The sequence below is a fragment of the Pseudomonas sichuanensis genome (genome assembly GCF_024749065.1).
Classification (GTDB): Bacteria; Pseudomonadota; Gammaproteobacteria; order Pseudomonadales; family Pseudomonadaceae; genus Aquipseudomonas; species Aquipseudomonas sichuanensis.
On the sequence record NZ_CP087185.1, the window covers coordinates 4,546,875 to 4,562,296 of the forward strand.

Genomic DNA, 15,422 nt, shown 5'->3' on the forward strand with positions numbered 1-15,422 from the left:
TTTTGAGCACGCTTGTTGCATTCGTTTGACGCCAAGTCGGCACGACACCTGCATCGTCGGGTGGACGCGACAAATAACAACAGCGGCATCGGATCCACCAGGGAGTTTGCAGGCCACAACTTTGTGATTACGCACTTTTGATGGCTTGACAACAGCGCTGGCGTTGTACGCCCAACTAAACAGGGCGTGATTTGCGACATGGAAATAACTGTACGCGACACGGCCATAAAGTTATCGAAAGGTTGTTTTTGCCCGTATCGCCAAGAATAGTCAGCGTGATATACATTTTCGCCGACATAACAAGAAAGAGCTGCCCCTATAACTAAAACACCTGGGCGCAGCGGTACTCTTCCTAAAAACCAAAGGAGCAAATCACGATGCGCGTGATGAAGTGGAGCATGATCGCCCTGGCAGTAGCAGCAGGGACCTCGCAGTTTGCTGTCGCCTCTTCGCAGGATGAGTCCAAGGGCTTCCTCGAAGACAGCAAGCTCAACGTCAAGACCCGGATGCTGTATTTCAGCCGTGACTTCCGCAACAACGATCGTGACAAAGACGGCAACCGTCAGAGCCGCGTTGAAGAAACCGGCCTGGGCTTCCTGGGTACCTACGAGTCCGGCTTCACCCAAGGCACCGTCGGTGTCGGCGTCGACGCCATCGGCATGCTGGGCCTGAAACTGGACAGCGGCAAAGGCCGCGCCGGCACCGGCCTGTTCCCGACCGGTTCCGACGGTCGCTCGCAGGATGACTACTCGAAAGGCGGCGGCGCGGTCAAATTCCGCGTATCCGACACCGTGCTGAAGGTCGGCGACCAGTTCACCGCACTGCCGGTCTTCGCCACCGACGACAGCCGCTTGCTGCCAGAGATCGCCCAGGGCGGCCTGATCACCAGCAACGAGATCAAGGGCCTGACCCTGCACGCCGGTCGCTTCACCAGCCTGACCGCGCAAGCCGAGACCAACCGCGACAGCCTGCACCTCAAGGAAGCTGACGTACTCGGCGGCACCTACGCCTTTACCGATACCCTGAGCACCAGCCTGTACTACTCCAAGGTTGAAGACTACTGGCGCAAATACTACGCCAACATCAACTGGGCACTGCCGATCTCCGACAAGCAAGGCCTGGTGTTCGACTTCAACATCTATGACACCAAGAGCGACGGCGCTGCCCTGGTCAAGGCCTTCGACGGCGACAAACTGGACAACCGTGCATTCAGCCTGTCCGGCGCCTACAACATCGGCGCCCACACCTTCACCCTGGCCTACCAGAAGGTCACCGGTGACGGCGACTACGCCTACGGCGTGGACGGCGGCGGCACCATCTTCCTGGCCAACTCCATTGCCCGTTCCGACTTCAACGCCGAAGACGAGAAATCCTGGCAGGCTCGCTACGACCTGAACTTCGCCGAGTACGGCATTCCAGGCCTGTCGTTCATGACCCGTTACGTCCGCGGTACCGGCGCCAACGTCACTGGCACCGACAACGGCAAGGAATGGGAACGCGACGTAGACGTCAAGTACGTGCTGCAGGAAGGCCCGGCTAAAGACCTGAGCTTCCGCGTCCGTCAAGCTACCTACCGCTCCAGCGATGGCGTTTACTACGGTTCGAGCTCGATCGACGAACTGCGCCTGATCGTCGAGTACCCGCTGAGCATCCTGTAAGCCTGTGCTTGCAACGCTTCGCGAATGAAAAAGCCCGGCCTAGGCCGGGCTTTTTCATGGCTGACACAATCGCACGACTGCTGCATTCTGTACGCTTTCGTCTCGCCCCCGTACAATGCGGGGTCATTTCACATTCAGGCAATCGACACGGCTCACCATGCGCACCAGTCAATATTTGCTCGCCACCCAAAAAGAAACTCCGGCAGATGCCGTGGTCATCAGCCATCAGCTCATGCTGCGTGCCGGCATGATCCGCAAGCTGGCCTCCGGCCTCTACACCTGGCTGCCGATGGGCCTGCGGGTGATGCGCAAGGTCGAGGCCGTGGTCCGCGAGGAAATGAACGCCGCCGGTGCCCTCGAAGTGCTGATGCCAAGCATCCAGCCCGCCGAGCTGTGGCAGGAATCCGGCCGCTGGGAACAGTACGGCCCAGAACTGCTGCGCCTGAAGGACCGCCACAACCGCGACTTCTGCGTCGGCCCGACCCACGAGGAGGTCATCACCGACCTCGCGCGCAACGAGCTGTCGAGCTACAAGCAGCTGCCGCTGAACATGTACCAGATCCAGACCAAGTTCCGTGACGAGATCCGTCCGCGCTTCGGCCTGATGCGCGGCCGCGAGTTCATCATGAAGGACGCCTACTCCTTCCATGCCGACCAGGCTTCCCTGCAGGAAACCTACGACCGCATGCACCTGGCCTACAGCAACATCTTTACCCGCCTGGGCCTGGACTTCCGTCCGGTGCAGGCCGACACCGGTTCCATCGGTGGCAACTACTCCCACGAATTCCACGTGCTCGCCTCTTCCGGTGAGGACGACGTGATCTTCAGCGACAGCTCCGACTACGCCGCCAACATCGAGAAGGCCGAGGCCATCCCGCGCGAAACCGTGCGCCCGGCCCCAACCGAAGAACTGCGCCTGGTCGACACCCCTGACGCCAAGACCATCGCGCAACTGGTGGAAAACTTCGGCCTGCCGATCGAGAAGACCGTCAAGACCCTGATCGTGCATGGCGCCGAAGAAGGCAAGCTGATCGCCCTGATCGTCCGCGGCGATCACGAACTCAACGAAATCAAGGCCACCAAGCTGGAACAGGTTGCCGAGCCACTGGTCATGGCCAGCGAAGCCGAACTGCGCGACGCGATTGGTGCCGGCGCCGGCTCCCTCGGCCCGCTGAACCTGCCGCTGGAATGCATCATCGACCGTTCGGTCGCCCTGATGAGCGACTTCGGCATCGGTGCCAACATCGACGACAAGCACTACTTCGGCGTGAACTGGGAGCGTGACCTGCCGGTTCCACAAGTCGCCGATCTGCGCAATGTCGTCGAAGGCGACCCGAGCCCGGACGGCCAAGGTACCCTGGTCATCAAGCGCGGCATCGAAGTCGGCCACATCTTCCAGCTCGGCACCAAGTACAGCGAGGCGCTCAAGTGCCAGGTGCTGGGTGAAAACGGCAAGCCGGTGGTGCTGTCGATGGGTTGCTACGGCATCGGCGTATCCCGCGTGGTCGCCGCTGCCATCGAGCAGAGCTACGACGACAAGGGCATCATCTGGAACGACGCCCTGGCTCCCTTCCAGATCGCCCTGGTACCGCTGCGCTACGAAACCGACGTGGTACGCGAAGCCACCGACAAGCTGTACGCCGAACTGACCGCTGCCGGTTTCGACGTGCTGCTGGACGACCGCGACAAGAAGACCAGCCCCGGCATCAAGTTCGCCGACATGGAATTGATCGGCATCCCGCACCGCATCGTCGTCAGCGATCGCGGCCTGGCTGAAGGCAACCTGGAATACAAGCACCGCACCGAGCAAGACGCCCAGGCGTTGCCGCTCAATGAAGTGCTGAGCTTCCTGCAGGCCCGTATCCGCCGCTGATAAACCGTTGCGCGAGTGATCATGTCCAAGCGAAGTACCTACACCCTGGGGGGCGCCGCACTGTGCGGCGCCCTGCTCCTCAGCGGTTGCGCCAACCAGATGCCCCAGCGCAGCGACCATGAAGAGCGCGTCGAGCGCAAGCTGCTCGAACACAGTCTGCAGATCGATGTCGGCGAGCCCAAGGTCATGGAGCTTCCGCAACGGCGCGTGCGCATTCACGAACAGCAGCGCTTCGAGGTCACCGAATTCGAGGTGACCCGCCGATACGACCGCTACACGCCCTACCAGCCCTGGCGGGAGATCTACGAGATCCCGCTGGGTGCGGTTGCCGTGGTTGCCGGTATCGGCGCCAACGTGGCCAACGTGTTCGCCCTGGGCAACCTGCCCGAGAGCATGACCCACGACTGGCTCAGCTATGGCGTGGCAGGGCTCAACCCCTTCATGAACACGCCGTCCAACGGCCGGGCGCAACAGAACCTGGCCGGCATCAGCGAAGTCGAGAAGGGCAAGCGCGAAGAGTTCACCAGCGTGCCCTGGAACGAGCGCCTGGTCGAGGTCAAGGCTGGCAAGATGACCCACGAGCTGACCACCGACAAGAACGGTGTTCTACGCCTGAACCTGCTCGACAGCCCGTTCTCCGAGCAGAACCTCAAGCACGTTGGCACCCTGCACTTGCAGGTGGTCGACGAGGACAACGGCGTGCGTGGCGATGCCAGCCTGCTGGTAAGCGGCAACCTGCGTGGCAAGCTGCTGGAAGCGCACGAGCTGATCTTCGATGACCTCGAAGACGACGATGTCGGCCAGTGGGTACATCGGGTCAAGCGCCTCTCAGAGCTGGGCCTGGAAGAGGAAGCCAGCGAGCTGGAGCAGAGCCTGATCGAGCTGACTCGCAACGATCCGGAACTGCAGCAGGACTTCCTCAAGACGTTGACCAAGGAAACCGGCCGCCTGGTCGCCGACCCTGGCGCGCAATGAATGGCTTGACGCAATAACAGCAAGGGGCGCACATCGCGCCCCTTCTTTATGTGTCTTCGAACAACTCCAACTGCTCATGGGCGCCGCGCAGATCACGCAACCTCACACCTACGCCCAGTAAGCGCACGGGCTTGCCCCCGCGCGCGAACGCCTGGCTGAGCAACTGCCGGTAACTATCAAGGCTACGCCCTGCCCCTGCCTGCTCCAGGGTGGTTTGGCTGAAGTCATGGAACTTCACCTTGACGAAAGGCTTGTCGGGCCGGTAGCTACTGTCCATCCGGGCAATCCGCTCGTTCAGGCTGGCCAGCAGGTCGGGGAGTTTTTCCAGGCAACTGGCCAGGTCCGGCAGATCATGATCGTAGGTGTTTTCCACGCTGACCGACTGGCGACGGCTGTCATTTTGCACCGCACGCTCATCGATCCCCCGCGCCAGCCCCCACAAGCGCTCACCGAAACTGCCGAATTCACGGACCAATGCCAGGCGCGACCAATCACGCAAGGATAGGCAGGTATCAATACCCAGCCGCGACAGCTTGTCCGCAGTGACTTTACCTACCCCGTGCAGACGAGCGACCGGCAGCGCGGCGACGAACGCCTCCACCTGATCCGGGGTAATCACGAACAGGCCGTTGGGCTTGCGCCAGTCACTGGCAATCTTGGCCAGGAACTTGTTGGGCGCCACCCCGGCAGAAACCGTGATGTGCAACTGCTGCGCGACACGCCTGCGGATATCTTCGGCAATGCGCGTGGCGCTGCCGGCAAACCACTGGCTGTCACTGACATCCAGATAAGCCTCGTCCAGTGATAAGGGTTCGATCAGCTCGGTGTAGTCACGGAAGATCGCGTGTATCTCGCGCGACGCTTCACGGTAGGCGTCGAAGCGAGGCTTGACGATCTGCAGGTCTGGGCACAGCTTCATGGCATGCCCTGAGGACATCGCCGAGCGCACGCCATAGGCCCGCGCTTCATAATTGCAGGTGGCAATCACCCCACGCTGCCCTGGCTGCCCACCCACCGCCATGGGGCGCCCCACCAGGCGCGGGTCGTCACGCATCTCGATGGCGGCGTAGAAGCAGTCACAGTCGACATGAATGATCTTGCGCAAGGACATGGACGACAGCCAGTACTGTAAATTCATACAGATATTACCCCAAGCCCCATGAACGGAGACAGGGTGTACACGACAATCGGCCTGAAACCCCCGTCAACACTGGGTCAGCCACCGATCTGGCACGCTAAGAGTCTGAACGGGAAAGGTTTTTTTGATTTAAAACTTGACATCGGGAAGGAATTCCGTAGAATTCGATCTCACAGGCGCGGGATGGAGCAGCCTGGTAGCTCGTCGGGCTCATAACCCGAAGGTCGTCGGTTCAAATCCGGCTCCCGCAACCAGATTAAAGAAAAGGCCACTGTTTCGACAGTGGCCTTTTTTATTGATCCCTGAAAAGCATTTCGGATAAACCTTAGAGATTATTAAGCATTAATGCTTGACAGCTTTTGGATAATCCGTAGAATGCGCACCTCTGACGCGGGATGGAGCAGCCTGGTAGCTCGTCGGGCTCATAACCCGAAGGTCGTCGGTTCAAATCCGGCTCCCGCAACCAGATTCTAGAAAGGCCACTGTTTTTACAGTGGCCTTTTTTATTGCCCACGTTCGGCAGTTTTGAAAAGTTCAAGTAAATCAAGCATTTGTGCTTGACAGCCACTCGCTAATCGGTAGAATGCGCACCACTGACGCGGGATGGAGCAGCCTGGTAGCTCGTCGGGCTCATAACCCGAAGGTCGTCGGTTCAAATCCGGCTCCCGCAACCATATCGTCAGAACAAGCCCCGCCTATCGAAAGATAGTGCGGGGCTTGTTGCATTCCGGCTCATCGCATTGAGCCACGCAGACCAGGCGCAGTGCGCCTCCCGCCTCGCCTCCGCGGCTGATCCACATAGCTGAATGAACTATCTTTAACTATCCTGAAACAGATTAACTACATGGGCCGGAGTAATATCTGGACACGTTTTTCCAAAGGGATTTTCACTTGGCCGTAGCTCGCTTGCACCTCGCGCTGATCGCACGGGGTAACCCATGACCGCCCCCACCCCCGAAACCCAGGCACCGCTGACTGCGGCCTTGCCTACGGCTGCACAACGCCTGCCCTGGCTGGAACGCCTGAGCAAGTACCGCCAACCCCTGGGCCTCGCGCTGACCCTGGTGCTGTTCACCATGGGCCTGATTGCCTGCCGTCACCTGTTGAGCGAGCTGGACATCTACGCGCTGCATGACGCCATGCTCAGCGTGCCGTCCAACGCTTTGCTGGGGGCACTGCTGGCGACCGCAGTCGGCTTCCTGATCCTGCTGGGCTACGAATGGTCGGCCAGCCGTTTCGCGGCGGTGCAGTTGCCGCCACGAACCTTGGTGTTAGGTGGTTTCAGCGCCTTCGCCATCGGTAATGCCATCGGCCTGTCGATGCTCTCAGGTGGTTCGGTACGTTATCGCCTGTATGCCCGCCAGGGTCTGAGCGCTACGGAAGTCGCACGCATGACCGTGTTCGCCAGCCTGTCGCTGGGCTGTGCGCTGCCGCCGCTGGCTGCCCTGGCCTCCCTCAGCAATCTGCCGGCCGCAGCCACTGCACTGCGCCTGCCCGCGCCGCTGCTGGGCGGGATTGCCGTGGCAGTGCTGGCCTTGACCGCTGCCTTGGTCCTGGGCCTGTACCGTCGCCGCCTGGCAGAGCAACCGCACAAGGACAGCCTGCTGGTTCAGTTCGGTCGCCGCACCCTGCGCCTGCCAAGCGCTCGCCTGGCCGGCCTGCAACTGCTGATCACCGCGCTGGACGTAGCCGCCGCCGCTACAGTGCTGTACCTGTTGCTGCCGGAAGCTCCACCATTTGGTGCCTTTGTACTGGTCTACCTGCTGGCACTGGCTGCCGGTGTGCTGAGCCACGTACCCGGCGGTGTCGGTGTATTCGAGGCGATCCTGCTGGCCGCCTTTGCCAACCAGCTGGGCGCCGCACCACTGGCCGCCGCACTGCTGCTGTACCGGCTCATCTACGTTGTGCTACCGCTGCTGCTGGCGTGCGTACTGCTGCTGGCCAACGAAGCGCGCCGCCTGCTGTTCGCCCAACAAGCCATCCGCGCGGCTTCCGGGCTGGCTGCACCGGTACTGGCAATCCTGGTGTTCCTCTCCGGTGTGGTGCTGCTGTTCTCCGGCGCCACCCCCGAGATCGACAGCCGCCTGGAACACATGGGTTTCCTGATCCCGCACCGGCTGATCGATGCGTCGCACTTCGGCGCCAGCCTCATCGGCGTGCTGTGCCTGCTACTGGCTCAGGGCCTGCGCCGCCGTCTGTCAGCCGCCTGGCTACTGACCACCGTGCTGCTGCTGGCAGGCGCAGTCCTGTCGCTGCTCAAGGGCTTCGACTGGGAAGAGGCCACGCTCATGTGCCTCACCGCTGCCCTGCTGGCACTGTTCCGCCGTTCGTTCTATCGCCCCAGCAGGCTGCTCGAGCTGCCGTTCTCGCCGGTGTACCTGGTGGCCAGCGCCTGCGTGGTCGGTGCGTCGATCTGGCTGCTGCTGTTCGCCTATCAGGACGTACCCTACACCCACAAGCTGTGGTGGCAGTTCACCCTTGATGCCGATGCCCCACGCGGCCTGCGCGCAGCCATGGGCAGCGCCGTACTTCTGGTGATCGTCTCCCTGACCTGGCTGCTGCGCACCGCGCGCCCGGTGATCCACCTGCCCACCGAAGACGAACTGCAACGCGCCAACCGCATCCTGCTGGCCTCCGACCAGCCCGACGGTGGCCTGGCGTTGACCGGCGACAAGGCCCTGCTGTTCCATCCCAGCGACAACGCCTTCCTCATGTACGCCCGCCGTGGCCGCAGCCTGGTGGCGTTGTACGACCCGATCGGGCCGGCCCAGGAGCGCGCCGAGATGATCTGGCAGTTCCGCGACCTGTGCGACCTGCACCACGCCCGCCCGGTGTTCTACCAGGTGCGCGCGGAGAACCTGCCGTTCTACATGGACATCGGCCTGACCGCGATCAAGCTGGGCGAGGAAGCCCGGGTCGACCTGCGCCGCTTCGACCTCGAAGCCAAGGGCAAGGAAATGAAGGACCTGCGTTACACCTGGAACCGCGGTGGGCGCGACGGCCTGAGCCTTGAGGTGCACGAGCCCGGCCAAGCGCCGCTGGCCGAGCTCAAGGAAATCTCCGACGCCTGGCTCGAAGGCAAGAACGTGCGCGAGAAAGGCTTCTCGCTCGGCCGCTTCAGCCCTGAATACCTGCAGCACTTCCGTATCGCGCTGATCCGTTTTCAGGGCCGCCCGGTGGCCTTTGCCAACCTGCTGGAAACCCACAGCAACGAGCTGGCCAGTCTGGACCTGATGCGCGCCCACCCGGACGCGCCGAAGCTGACCATGGAATTCATGATGGTTGGCCTGATCCTCCACTACAAGAGCCATGACTATGGCCGTTTCAGCCTGGGGATGGTCCCCCTTTCCGGCTTGCAGCCGCGGCGCGGTGCACCCTTGACCCAGCGCTTGGGTTCGATGGTGTTCCAGCGTGGCGAGCAGCTGTACAACTTCCAGGGCCTGCGGCGCTTCAAGGACAAGTTCCAGCCGGACTGGGAACCCCGTTACATGGCCGTGCCGGCCGGGCTCGACCCGCTGGTGGCACTGGCTGATACCGCCGCCCTGATCGCTGGTGGCCTGACTGGATTGGTGAAACGTTGATGATCCGACGCTATTGGCTGTACGTACTGATTCCCCTGCTACTGGCCGCCCTGGCCGGCGCTGCAGCCTTCTGGCTGTGGACCCGCCCTGCCCCAGAAGCGCGCCTGGACCACCTGACCTTGGGCGACGGCAGCAGCCTGACCCGAGCCACCCCTGGCGTGCATGCCAAGGCCCGGGTAGCCATCGGCGTGCCACAGGAGCAGGCCTTGAGCGACAAGCAGCTGCTGGACCTGAGCCAGGCCGGCGAAGCTCAACTGGTGCAGGTGATCCTGCCACCGGCCGACTGCGGTAAACAGCAGGCGGCCATGAATGAGGCGCTGGCGCAGTTGTCCGACAAACCCACCGTGGTCGCCGGCATCGGCCCCGGCGCCGCCCAGGCCTGGCGCTGGCTGGCCACACAGAGCGATGACAAGGCCCGCGCCATCTCGGTGGACTTCACCCTTGAACAACCGGGCTGCCAGGTTGCATTGCCCAAATCCGCCGCCCACGGCCACTGGAACGTGGCCTGGAACGACAACCCGGACGATGCCAGTGCCGCCTTCGTGCGCGACCAGGCCAACGCCGAGACCAGCATTGCCGACTACGACATCCACCTGCCCCAGGTACTCAAGGCTCAGCTCACCCAAGCCCTGGTCGGCCAGGACGGCAACGCCCTGGCGATCCCGGTAGTCGAAGTCCCGGCCGGGCAGACCACCGACACCGTCACCCTGTTCCTCTCGGGCGACGGTGGCTGGCGCGACCTGGACCGCGACGTCGCCGGCGAGATGGCCAAGCTCGGCTTCCCGGTGGTGGGTATCGACACCCTGCGCTACTACTGGCAGCACAAGGCGCCGGAGCAAAGCGCCGCCGACCTGTCCGAGCTGATGCAGCACTACCGCCAAAAATGGGGCACCAAACGTTTCGTGCTGACCGGCTACTCGTTCGGCGCCGACGTACTGCCAGCCATCTATAACCGCCTGCCCGAAGAAGACCAGAAACGCGTCGATGCGGTGATCCTGCTGGCCTTCGCCCGCAGCGGCAGCTTCGAGATCGAGGTCGAGGGCTGGTTGGGCAAGGAAGGCCAGGAAGCCCCGACCGGGCTGGAGATGGCCAAGCTGCCCGCCGCCAAGGTGGTCTGCGTGTATGGTGTCGAGGAAACCGACGAAAGCGGCTGCACCGACAAGACTGCCGTGGGTGAACGCATGAAGCTGCCCGGCGGCCACCACTTCGACGAGAACTACCCGGCACTGGCCAAGCGCCTGATCAACGAGATCGAGACCCGCCAGGGGAAGTCCAGCGTCGCTGAAAAATGATGTGAAAAGGGGCCGCTATGCGGCCCCTAACTGTTACTAAATCTCGACCTGGGTTCCCAGCTCGATCACCCGGTTCAACGGCAGGTTGAAGAAGCGCAGGTTACCGTTAGCGTTCTTGAGCAGGAATGCGAACAGGTTGCTGCGCCAGCGCGACATCCCCTCCAGCCGCGATGCAATCACCGTCTCGCGGCTGAGGAAATACGTGGTGCGCATCGGGCTGAAATCCAGCTGGTCCAGATGGCACAGTTTCAAGGCCGCCGGCACGTCGGGCTCATCCATGAAACCGAAGTGCAGCAGCACCCGGAAGAAGCCGTCGCCATAGGCCTCCACTTCAAAACGCTCGCTCTCCGGCACCCGCGGCTGGTCCTCGCTGACGACCGTCAGCAACACCACCTGGCTGTGCAGCACCTGATTGTGCAGCATGTTGTGCAACAGCGCGTGGGGCACGGCGTTCGATCGCGCGGTGAGGAACACCGCTGTTCCCTCGACCCGGTGCGGTGGTTGCACACGGATGCTGGCGATGAACAGCGGCAGCGGCAACGCGCCTTCGTCGATGCGCTCGACCAGGATCTGCTTGCCACGCTTCCAGGTGCTCATCAGCACGAACAGCACGATCCCCGCCAAGACCGGGAAAGCACCGCCCTGGACGATCTTCGGCACGTTGGCGGCAAAGAACAGCCCGTCGACGAACAGGAAGCCCACCAGAATCGGCACCGCCAGTACCGGTGGCCACTTCCACAGCAGCAGCATCACCGCCGACACCAGGATGGTGGTCATCAACATGGTGCCGGTCACCGCCACCCCATAGGCCGCGGCCAAGGCGCCGGACGACTCGAAGCCGATCACCAGCAGCACCACGCCGACCATCAGCGTCCAGTTCACCGCACCGATGTAGATCTGCCCCTGCTCGTCGCTGGAGGTGTGCTGGATCTGCATGCGCGGGATATAGCCGAGCTGGATGGCCTGGCGGGTCAGGGAAAAGGCACCCGAAATGACCGCCTGCGAAGCGATCACCGTAGCCATGGTAGCCAGACCCACCAAAGGCAGCAGTGCCCAGCTCGGTGCCAGCAGGTAGAAGGGGTTACGGGCGGCTTCGGGGTTCTGCAGCAGCATCGCCCCCTGGCCAAAGTAGTTGAGCACCAGCGCCGGCAGCACCAGGATGAACCAGGCACGGGCAATCGGCTTGCGGCCAAAGTGCCCCATGTCGGCATAAAGCGCCTCGGCACCGGTCAGCGCCAGCACCACGGCGCCGAGGATGGCCACGCCCATGCCCGGATGAACGATGAAGAAGTTCAACGCCCAGCCCGGGTTGAAGGCCTTGAGCACTTCCGGGCTCTGCGAGATGCCATGCACCCCGAGTGCCCCCAGCACCAGGAACCAGGTGACCATGATCGGGCCGAACAGCTTGCCGATCGTCTCGGTGCCGTGCTTCTGCACCAGGAACAGCGCCACCAGCACCACCAGCGAGATGGGCACCACCCAGTGATCGATGCCGTCGAACGCCAGGCCCATGCCCTCCACCGCCGACAGCACCGACACCGCCGGGGTGATCATGCTGTCGCCATAGAACAGCGAGGCGCCGATCAGGCCGCAGATGACCATCAGCGCGCGCAGCTTCGGATGGCTGGCCGTGGCCCGCCGTGCCAGCGCCGTCAGTGCCATGGTGCCACCCTCGCCCTGGTTGTCGGCGCGCAAGATGAACATCACGTACTTGAACGACACCACCCACAGCAGCGACCAGAGGATCAGCGACAGGATGCCCAGCACCCCATCGTGGTTGACCGGTACGCCATAACCTCCGGTGAAGACCTCTTTGAGGGTGTAAAGCGGGCTGGTGCCGATATCGCCATAGACCACCCCAACAGCTGCCACGAGCAGGCCCAGCGACCGCGTCGCGCCCTGCTTACCCTCGTGCCCGCCCTCGGCGTGACTGCTTGCCTGAACCATCGACCACTCCCGCAGAAGGCCTGTTAGACCGATTGAATTCCCATCCGCGTCGGGGCATCCCATAGGCCCCTGCGCAACGGCGCGAAGCATAGCGCAGCGTTCGTCGTATTTCTGCTGGTCAAGCGACCTTGCGCTCGCTAGAATTGCGCACTTTTTGATCAGAGGCGCGAAAAGCGCCCGCCAGGATCGCCCCCGTTACCGGCCGGGCGACCTGTATTCAATACCGAGGTTAGCCATGTCCACCACTCCCGCCACCCCTAAGGTCGGCTTCGTTTCCCTGGGTTGCCCCAAGGCCCTGGTCGATTCCGAGCGCATCCTGACCCAGCTGCGCATGGAAGGCTATGAAGTCGTGCCGACCTACGAGGACGCCGACGTGGTGGTGGTCAACACCTGCGGCTTCATCGACAGCGCCAAGGCCGAGTCGCTGGAAGTGATCGGCGAAGCCATCAAGGAAAACGGCAAGGTCATCGTCACCGGCTGCATGGGCGTCGAAGAGGGCAGCATCCGTGACGTGCACCCGAGCGTGCTGTCTGTCACCGGCCCCCAGCAGTACGAGCAGGTGGTCAACGCCGTGCACGAAGTGGTGCCGCCACGCCAGGACCACAACCCGCTGATCGACCTGGTGCCGCCTCAAGGCGTGAAGCTGACGCCGCGCCACTACGCCTACCTGAAGATTTCCGAAGGCTGCAACCACAGCTGCAGCTTCTGCATCATTCCATCGATGCGCGGCAAGCTGGTCAGCCGCCCGGTCGGTGAAGTGCTGAGCGAGGCCGAGCGCCTGGTCAAGGCCGGCGTCAAGGAAATCCTGGTGATTTCCCAGGACACCAGCGCCTACGGCGTCGACGTCAAGTACAAGACCGACTTCTGGAACGGCCGCCCGGTCAAGACCCGCATGCTCGAGCTGTGCGAAGCGCTGAGCAGCCTGGGCGCCTGGGTGCGCCTGCACTACGTCTACCCGTACCCGAACGTGGACGACGTGATCCCGCTGATGGCCGCCGGCAAGATCCTGCCGTACCTGGACATCCCGTTCCAGCACGCCAGCCCCAAAGTGCTCAAGTCGATGAAGCGCCCGGCCTTCGAAGACCGCACCCTGGCCCGTATCAAGAACTGGCGCGAACAGTGCCCCGAGCTGGTGATCCGTTCGACCTTCATCGTCGGTTTCCCAGGCGAGACCGAGGAAGACTTCCAGTACCTGCTGGACTGGCTGACCGAAGCCCAGCTCGACCGCGTCGGCTGCTTCCAGTACTCGCCGGTAGAGGGCGCCCCGGCCAACGACCTGGGCCTGGACGAGGTACCGGATGACGTCAAGCAGGAACGTTGGGACCGCTTCATGGCCCACCAGCAGGCCATCAGCACCGCCCGCCTGCAACTGCGCATCGGCAAGGAAATCGAAGTGCTGATCGACGAAGTCGAAGAGCAGGGTTCGGTAGGCCGTAGCTTCTTCGACGCGCCGGAAATCGACGGCAGCGTGTTCATCGATGGCGACCACGGCTTCAAGCCAGGCGACAAAGTGCGTTGCCGCGTCGTTGATGCCGATGAATACGACATGTGGGCAGAGCCAGTCTGACAGCCCGCTGCACTGAAAATACCCCGCCCACTGGCGGGGTATTTTTTTGCATCTATGTTTGTGCAGAGGCCAACGCACACCGGAGCCGCCGAGGATGAAGCCGACGCTGACCCTGCACACCCCCCGCTATGCCGACTACCCGGAACTGGTGCGGATCTGGGAGGCTTCGGTACGGGCTACCCATGATTTCCTCCCCGACGCCTACATCCAACTGTTACGTGAACATGTGCTGTCCCAATATCTGGATGCAGTGATGCTGGTCTGCTGCAAGGACCGTGACCGCCGCATCCTTGGCTTTGCCGGCGTGGCCAATGGTCGCGTCGACCTGCTGTTCGTCGCTCCCGAACATTTCGGCCGGGGCGTCGGCCAACTTTTGCTGCGTCACGCAGTGGCAGAACTGAATGCCGAACGCCTGGATGTCAACGAACAAAACCCCCAGGCCATTGGCTTCTACTTGCACGAAGGCTTCGAGATCATTGGCCGCTCGGCAACGGACGGCCTGGGGCAGCCTTATCCACTGCTGCACATGCAACGGGGCCGTGCAACGCTGTGAAGCGCGGCCTACGAGGTAGCGGTTGTTTGCCGAAATGGCGCAAATGACACCAATTTGCAGCCCCAAACCTACCGGGGCAGGTACAATGAGCGCTTTCCCTGCCCTGCGAACTCATTGTCCATGTCCGAGCCTATCCGCCTGTCCAAACGCCTCATCGAACAGCTTGGCTGCTCGCGCCGAGAGGCCGAGCTGTACATCGAAGGAGGCTGGGTCACGGTCGATGGCGAAGTGGTCGAGCAGCCGCAATTCAAGATCGTCGACCAACGCGTGGAACTGCTGCCTGGCGCCCGCGCCGAAACCCTCGAGCCGGTAACCTTGCTGCTCAATCAGCAAGCTGGCCAGAACGTGACAATCGCCCAGGCCGGCATGTCCATGGCCACCCTCAGCGAAGCCCACCGCGAAGGCCTGCGCCCGCTGCACGGCCACTTCACCCGCCAGGACTGCATCGCCCCACTGCTGCCGGGCGCCAGCGGCCTGCAGGTGTTCACCCAGGACTGGCGCGTCAGCCGCAAGATCGACGCCGACCTGCGTCGCCTCGAGCAGGAATACATCGTCCAGGTCAGCGGCGAGGCCAAACCTGGTGCGCTGGAACGCCTGGCCCGCGGCGTGGAGCGCAAGGGCGTGGAGCTACCCAAGGCCAAGGCCAGCTGGCAGAACGAACAGCATCTGCGCATGGTGCTGAAGAACCCGCAACGCGGGCAGATCGAGGCGCTGTGCGAAACCGCTGGCCTGACGGTGCTGGGCATGCGCCGCATCCGCCTGGGCGGCGTGTCGATGGGCAAGCTGCCAGCCGGGCAATGGCGCTATGTCGCCGCCACCGAACGCTTCTAGCATTACT

Annotated in this window: 10 protein-coding genes and 3 tRNA genes; 11 read left to right on the forward strand and 2 right to left on the reverse strand. The window is 62.7% G+C overall.

The window, feature by feature from the left end:
• The first annotated feature begins 377 nt into the window (after positions 1-377).
• The 3 genes from LOY51_RS20565 to LOY51_RS20575 all read left to right on the forward strand — a co-directional run bounded on the left by LOY51_RS20565 (position 378) and on the right by LOY51_RS20575 (position 4,506).
• Positions 378-1,658 carry an OprD family porin gene (locus LOY51_RS20565; RefSeq protein WP_258642830.1) on the forward strand — a complete coding sequence of 427 codons (1,281 nt, stop codon included), beginning with the start codon at positions 378-380 and terminating at the stop codon, positions 1,656-1,658.
• 157 nt (positions 1,659-1,815) lie between these two features.
• Positions 1,816-3,531, forward strand: coding sequence for a proline--tRNA ligase (locus LOY51_RS20570; RefSeq protein WP_125859828.1), 1,716 nt, complete (start codon positions 1,816-1,818; stop codon positions 3,529-3,531).
• Positions 3,532-3,552: 21 nt separating this feature from the next.
• The gene (locus LOY51_RS20575) at positions 3,553-4,506 is read left to right on the forward strand and encodes a YceB family lipoprotein (protein WP_125465153.1); all 954 of its coding nucleotides are present in this window, start codon (positions 3,553-3,555) and stop codon (positions 4,504-4,506) included.
• A 46-nt stretch (positions 4,507-4,552) separates the two neighbouring features.
• Here the strand turns inward: LOY51_RS20575 and dinB are convergent, their stop codons facing one another.
• Positions 4,553-5,611 carry a DNA polymerase IV gene (gene dinB / locus LOY51_RS20580; RefSeq protein WP_258646697.1) on the reverse strand — a complete coding sequence of 353 codons (1,059 nt, stop codon included), beginning with the start codon at positions 5,609-5,611 and terminating at the stop codon, positions 4,553-4,555.
• Positions 5,612-5,821: 210 nt separating this feature from the next.
• Here dinB and LOY51_RS20585 point away from each other — a divergent pair.
• The 5 genes from LOY51_RS20585 (at position 5,822) to LOY51_RS20605 (ending at position 10,517) form a co-directional block, all read left to right on the forward strand.
• Positions 5,822-5,898, forward strand: a tRNA-Met gene (locus LOY51_RS20585).
• A gap of 135 nt (positions 5,899-6,033) precedes the next feature.
• A tRNA-Met gene (locus LOY51_RS20590) sits at positions 6,034-6,110 on the forward strand.
• Between the two features lie 131 nt (positions 6,111-6,241).
• Positions 6,242-6,318 (forward strand) — tRNA-Met (locus LOY51_RS20595).
• A gap of 264 nt (positions 6,319-6,582) precedes the next feature.
• Positions 6,583-9,225 (forward strand): bifunctional lysylphosphatidylglycerol flippase/synthetase MprF, encoded by a 2,643-nt coding sequence (mprF, locus tag LOY51_RS20600; RefSeq protein WP_258642833.1) that lies wholly within the window; start codon positions 6,583-6,585, stop codon positions 9,223-9,225.
• Positions 9,225-10,517: a virulence factor family protein gene (locus LOY51_RS20605; RefSeq protein ID WP_258642835.1), complete on the forward strand. Its 1,293-nt coding sequence runs from the start codon at positions 9,225-9,227 to the stop codon at positions 10,515-10,517. The genes mprF and LOY51_RS20605 overlap by 1 nt, the downstream gene beginning before the upstream one ends.
• 36 nt (positions 10,518-10,553) lie before the next feature.
• Here LOY51_RS20605 and LOY51_RS20610 read toward each other — a convergent pair whose 3' ends face one another.
• Complete coding sequence (locus LOY51_RS20610; protein WP_258642837.1) at positions 10,554-12,464, reverse strand: potassium transporter Kup; 1,911 nt, start codon at positions 12,462-12,464, stop codon at positions 10,554-10,556.
• A gap of 235 nt (positions 12,465-12,699) precedes the next feature.
• Between LOY51_RS20610 and rimO the strand changes: the two genes are divergently transcribed.
• The 3 genes from rimO to LOY51_RS20625 all read left to right on the forward strand — a co-directional run bounded on the left by rimO (position 12,700) and on the right by LOY51_RS20625 (position 15,415).
• Entirely contained in the window at positions 12,700-14,031 is a 1,332-nt protein-coding gene (gene rimO / locus LOY51_RS20615) for a 30S ribosomal protein S12 methylthiotransferase RimO (protein WP_125859836.1), read from the forward strand.
• A gap of 94 nt (positions 14,032-14,125) precedes the next feature.
• Positions 14,126-14,584 (forward strand): GNAT family N-acetyltransferase, encoded by a 459-nt coding sequence (locus LOY51_RS20620; protein WP_125465159.1) that lies wholly within the window; start codon positions 14,126-14,128, stop codon positions 14,582-14,584.
• 120 nt (positions 14,585-14,704) lie between these two features.
• A complete protein-coding gene (locus LOY51_RS20625; protein WP_258642841.1) occupies positions 14,705-15,415 on the forward strand; it encodes an rRNA pseudouridine synthase in 711 nt (236 codons plus the stop codon).
• The last annotated feature ends 7 nt before the right edge of the window (positions 15,416-15,422 follow it).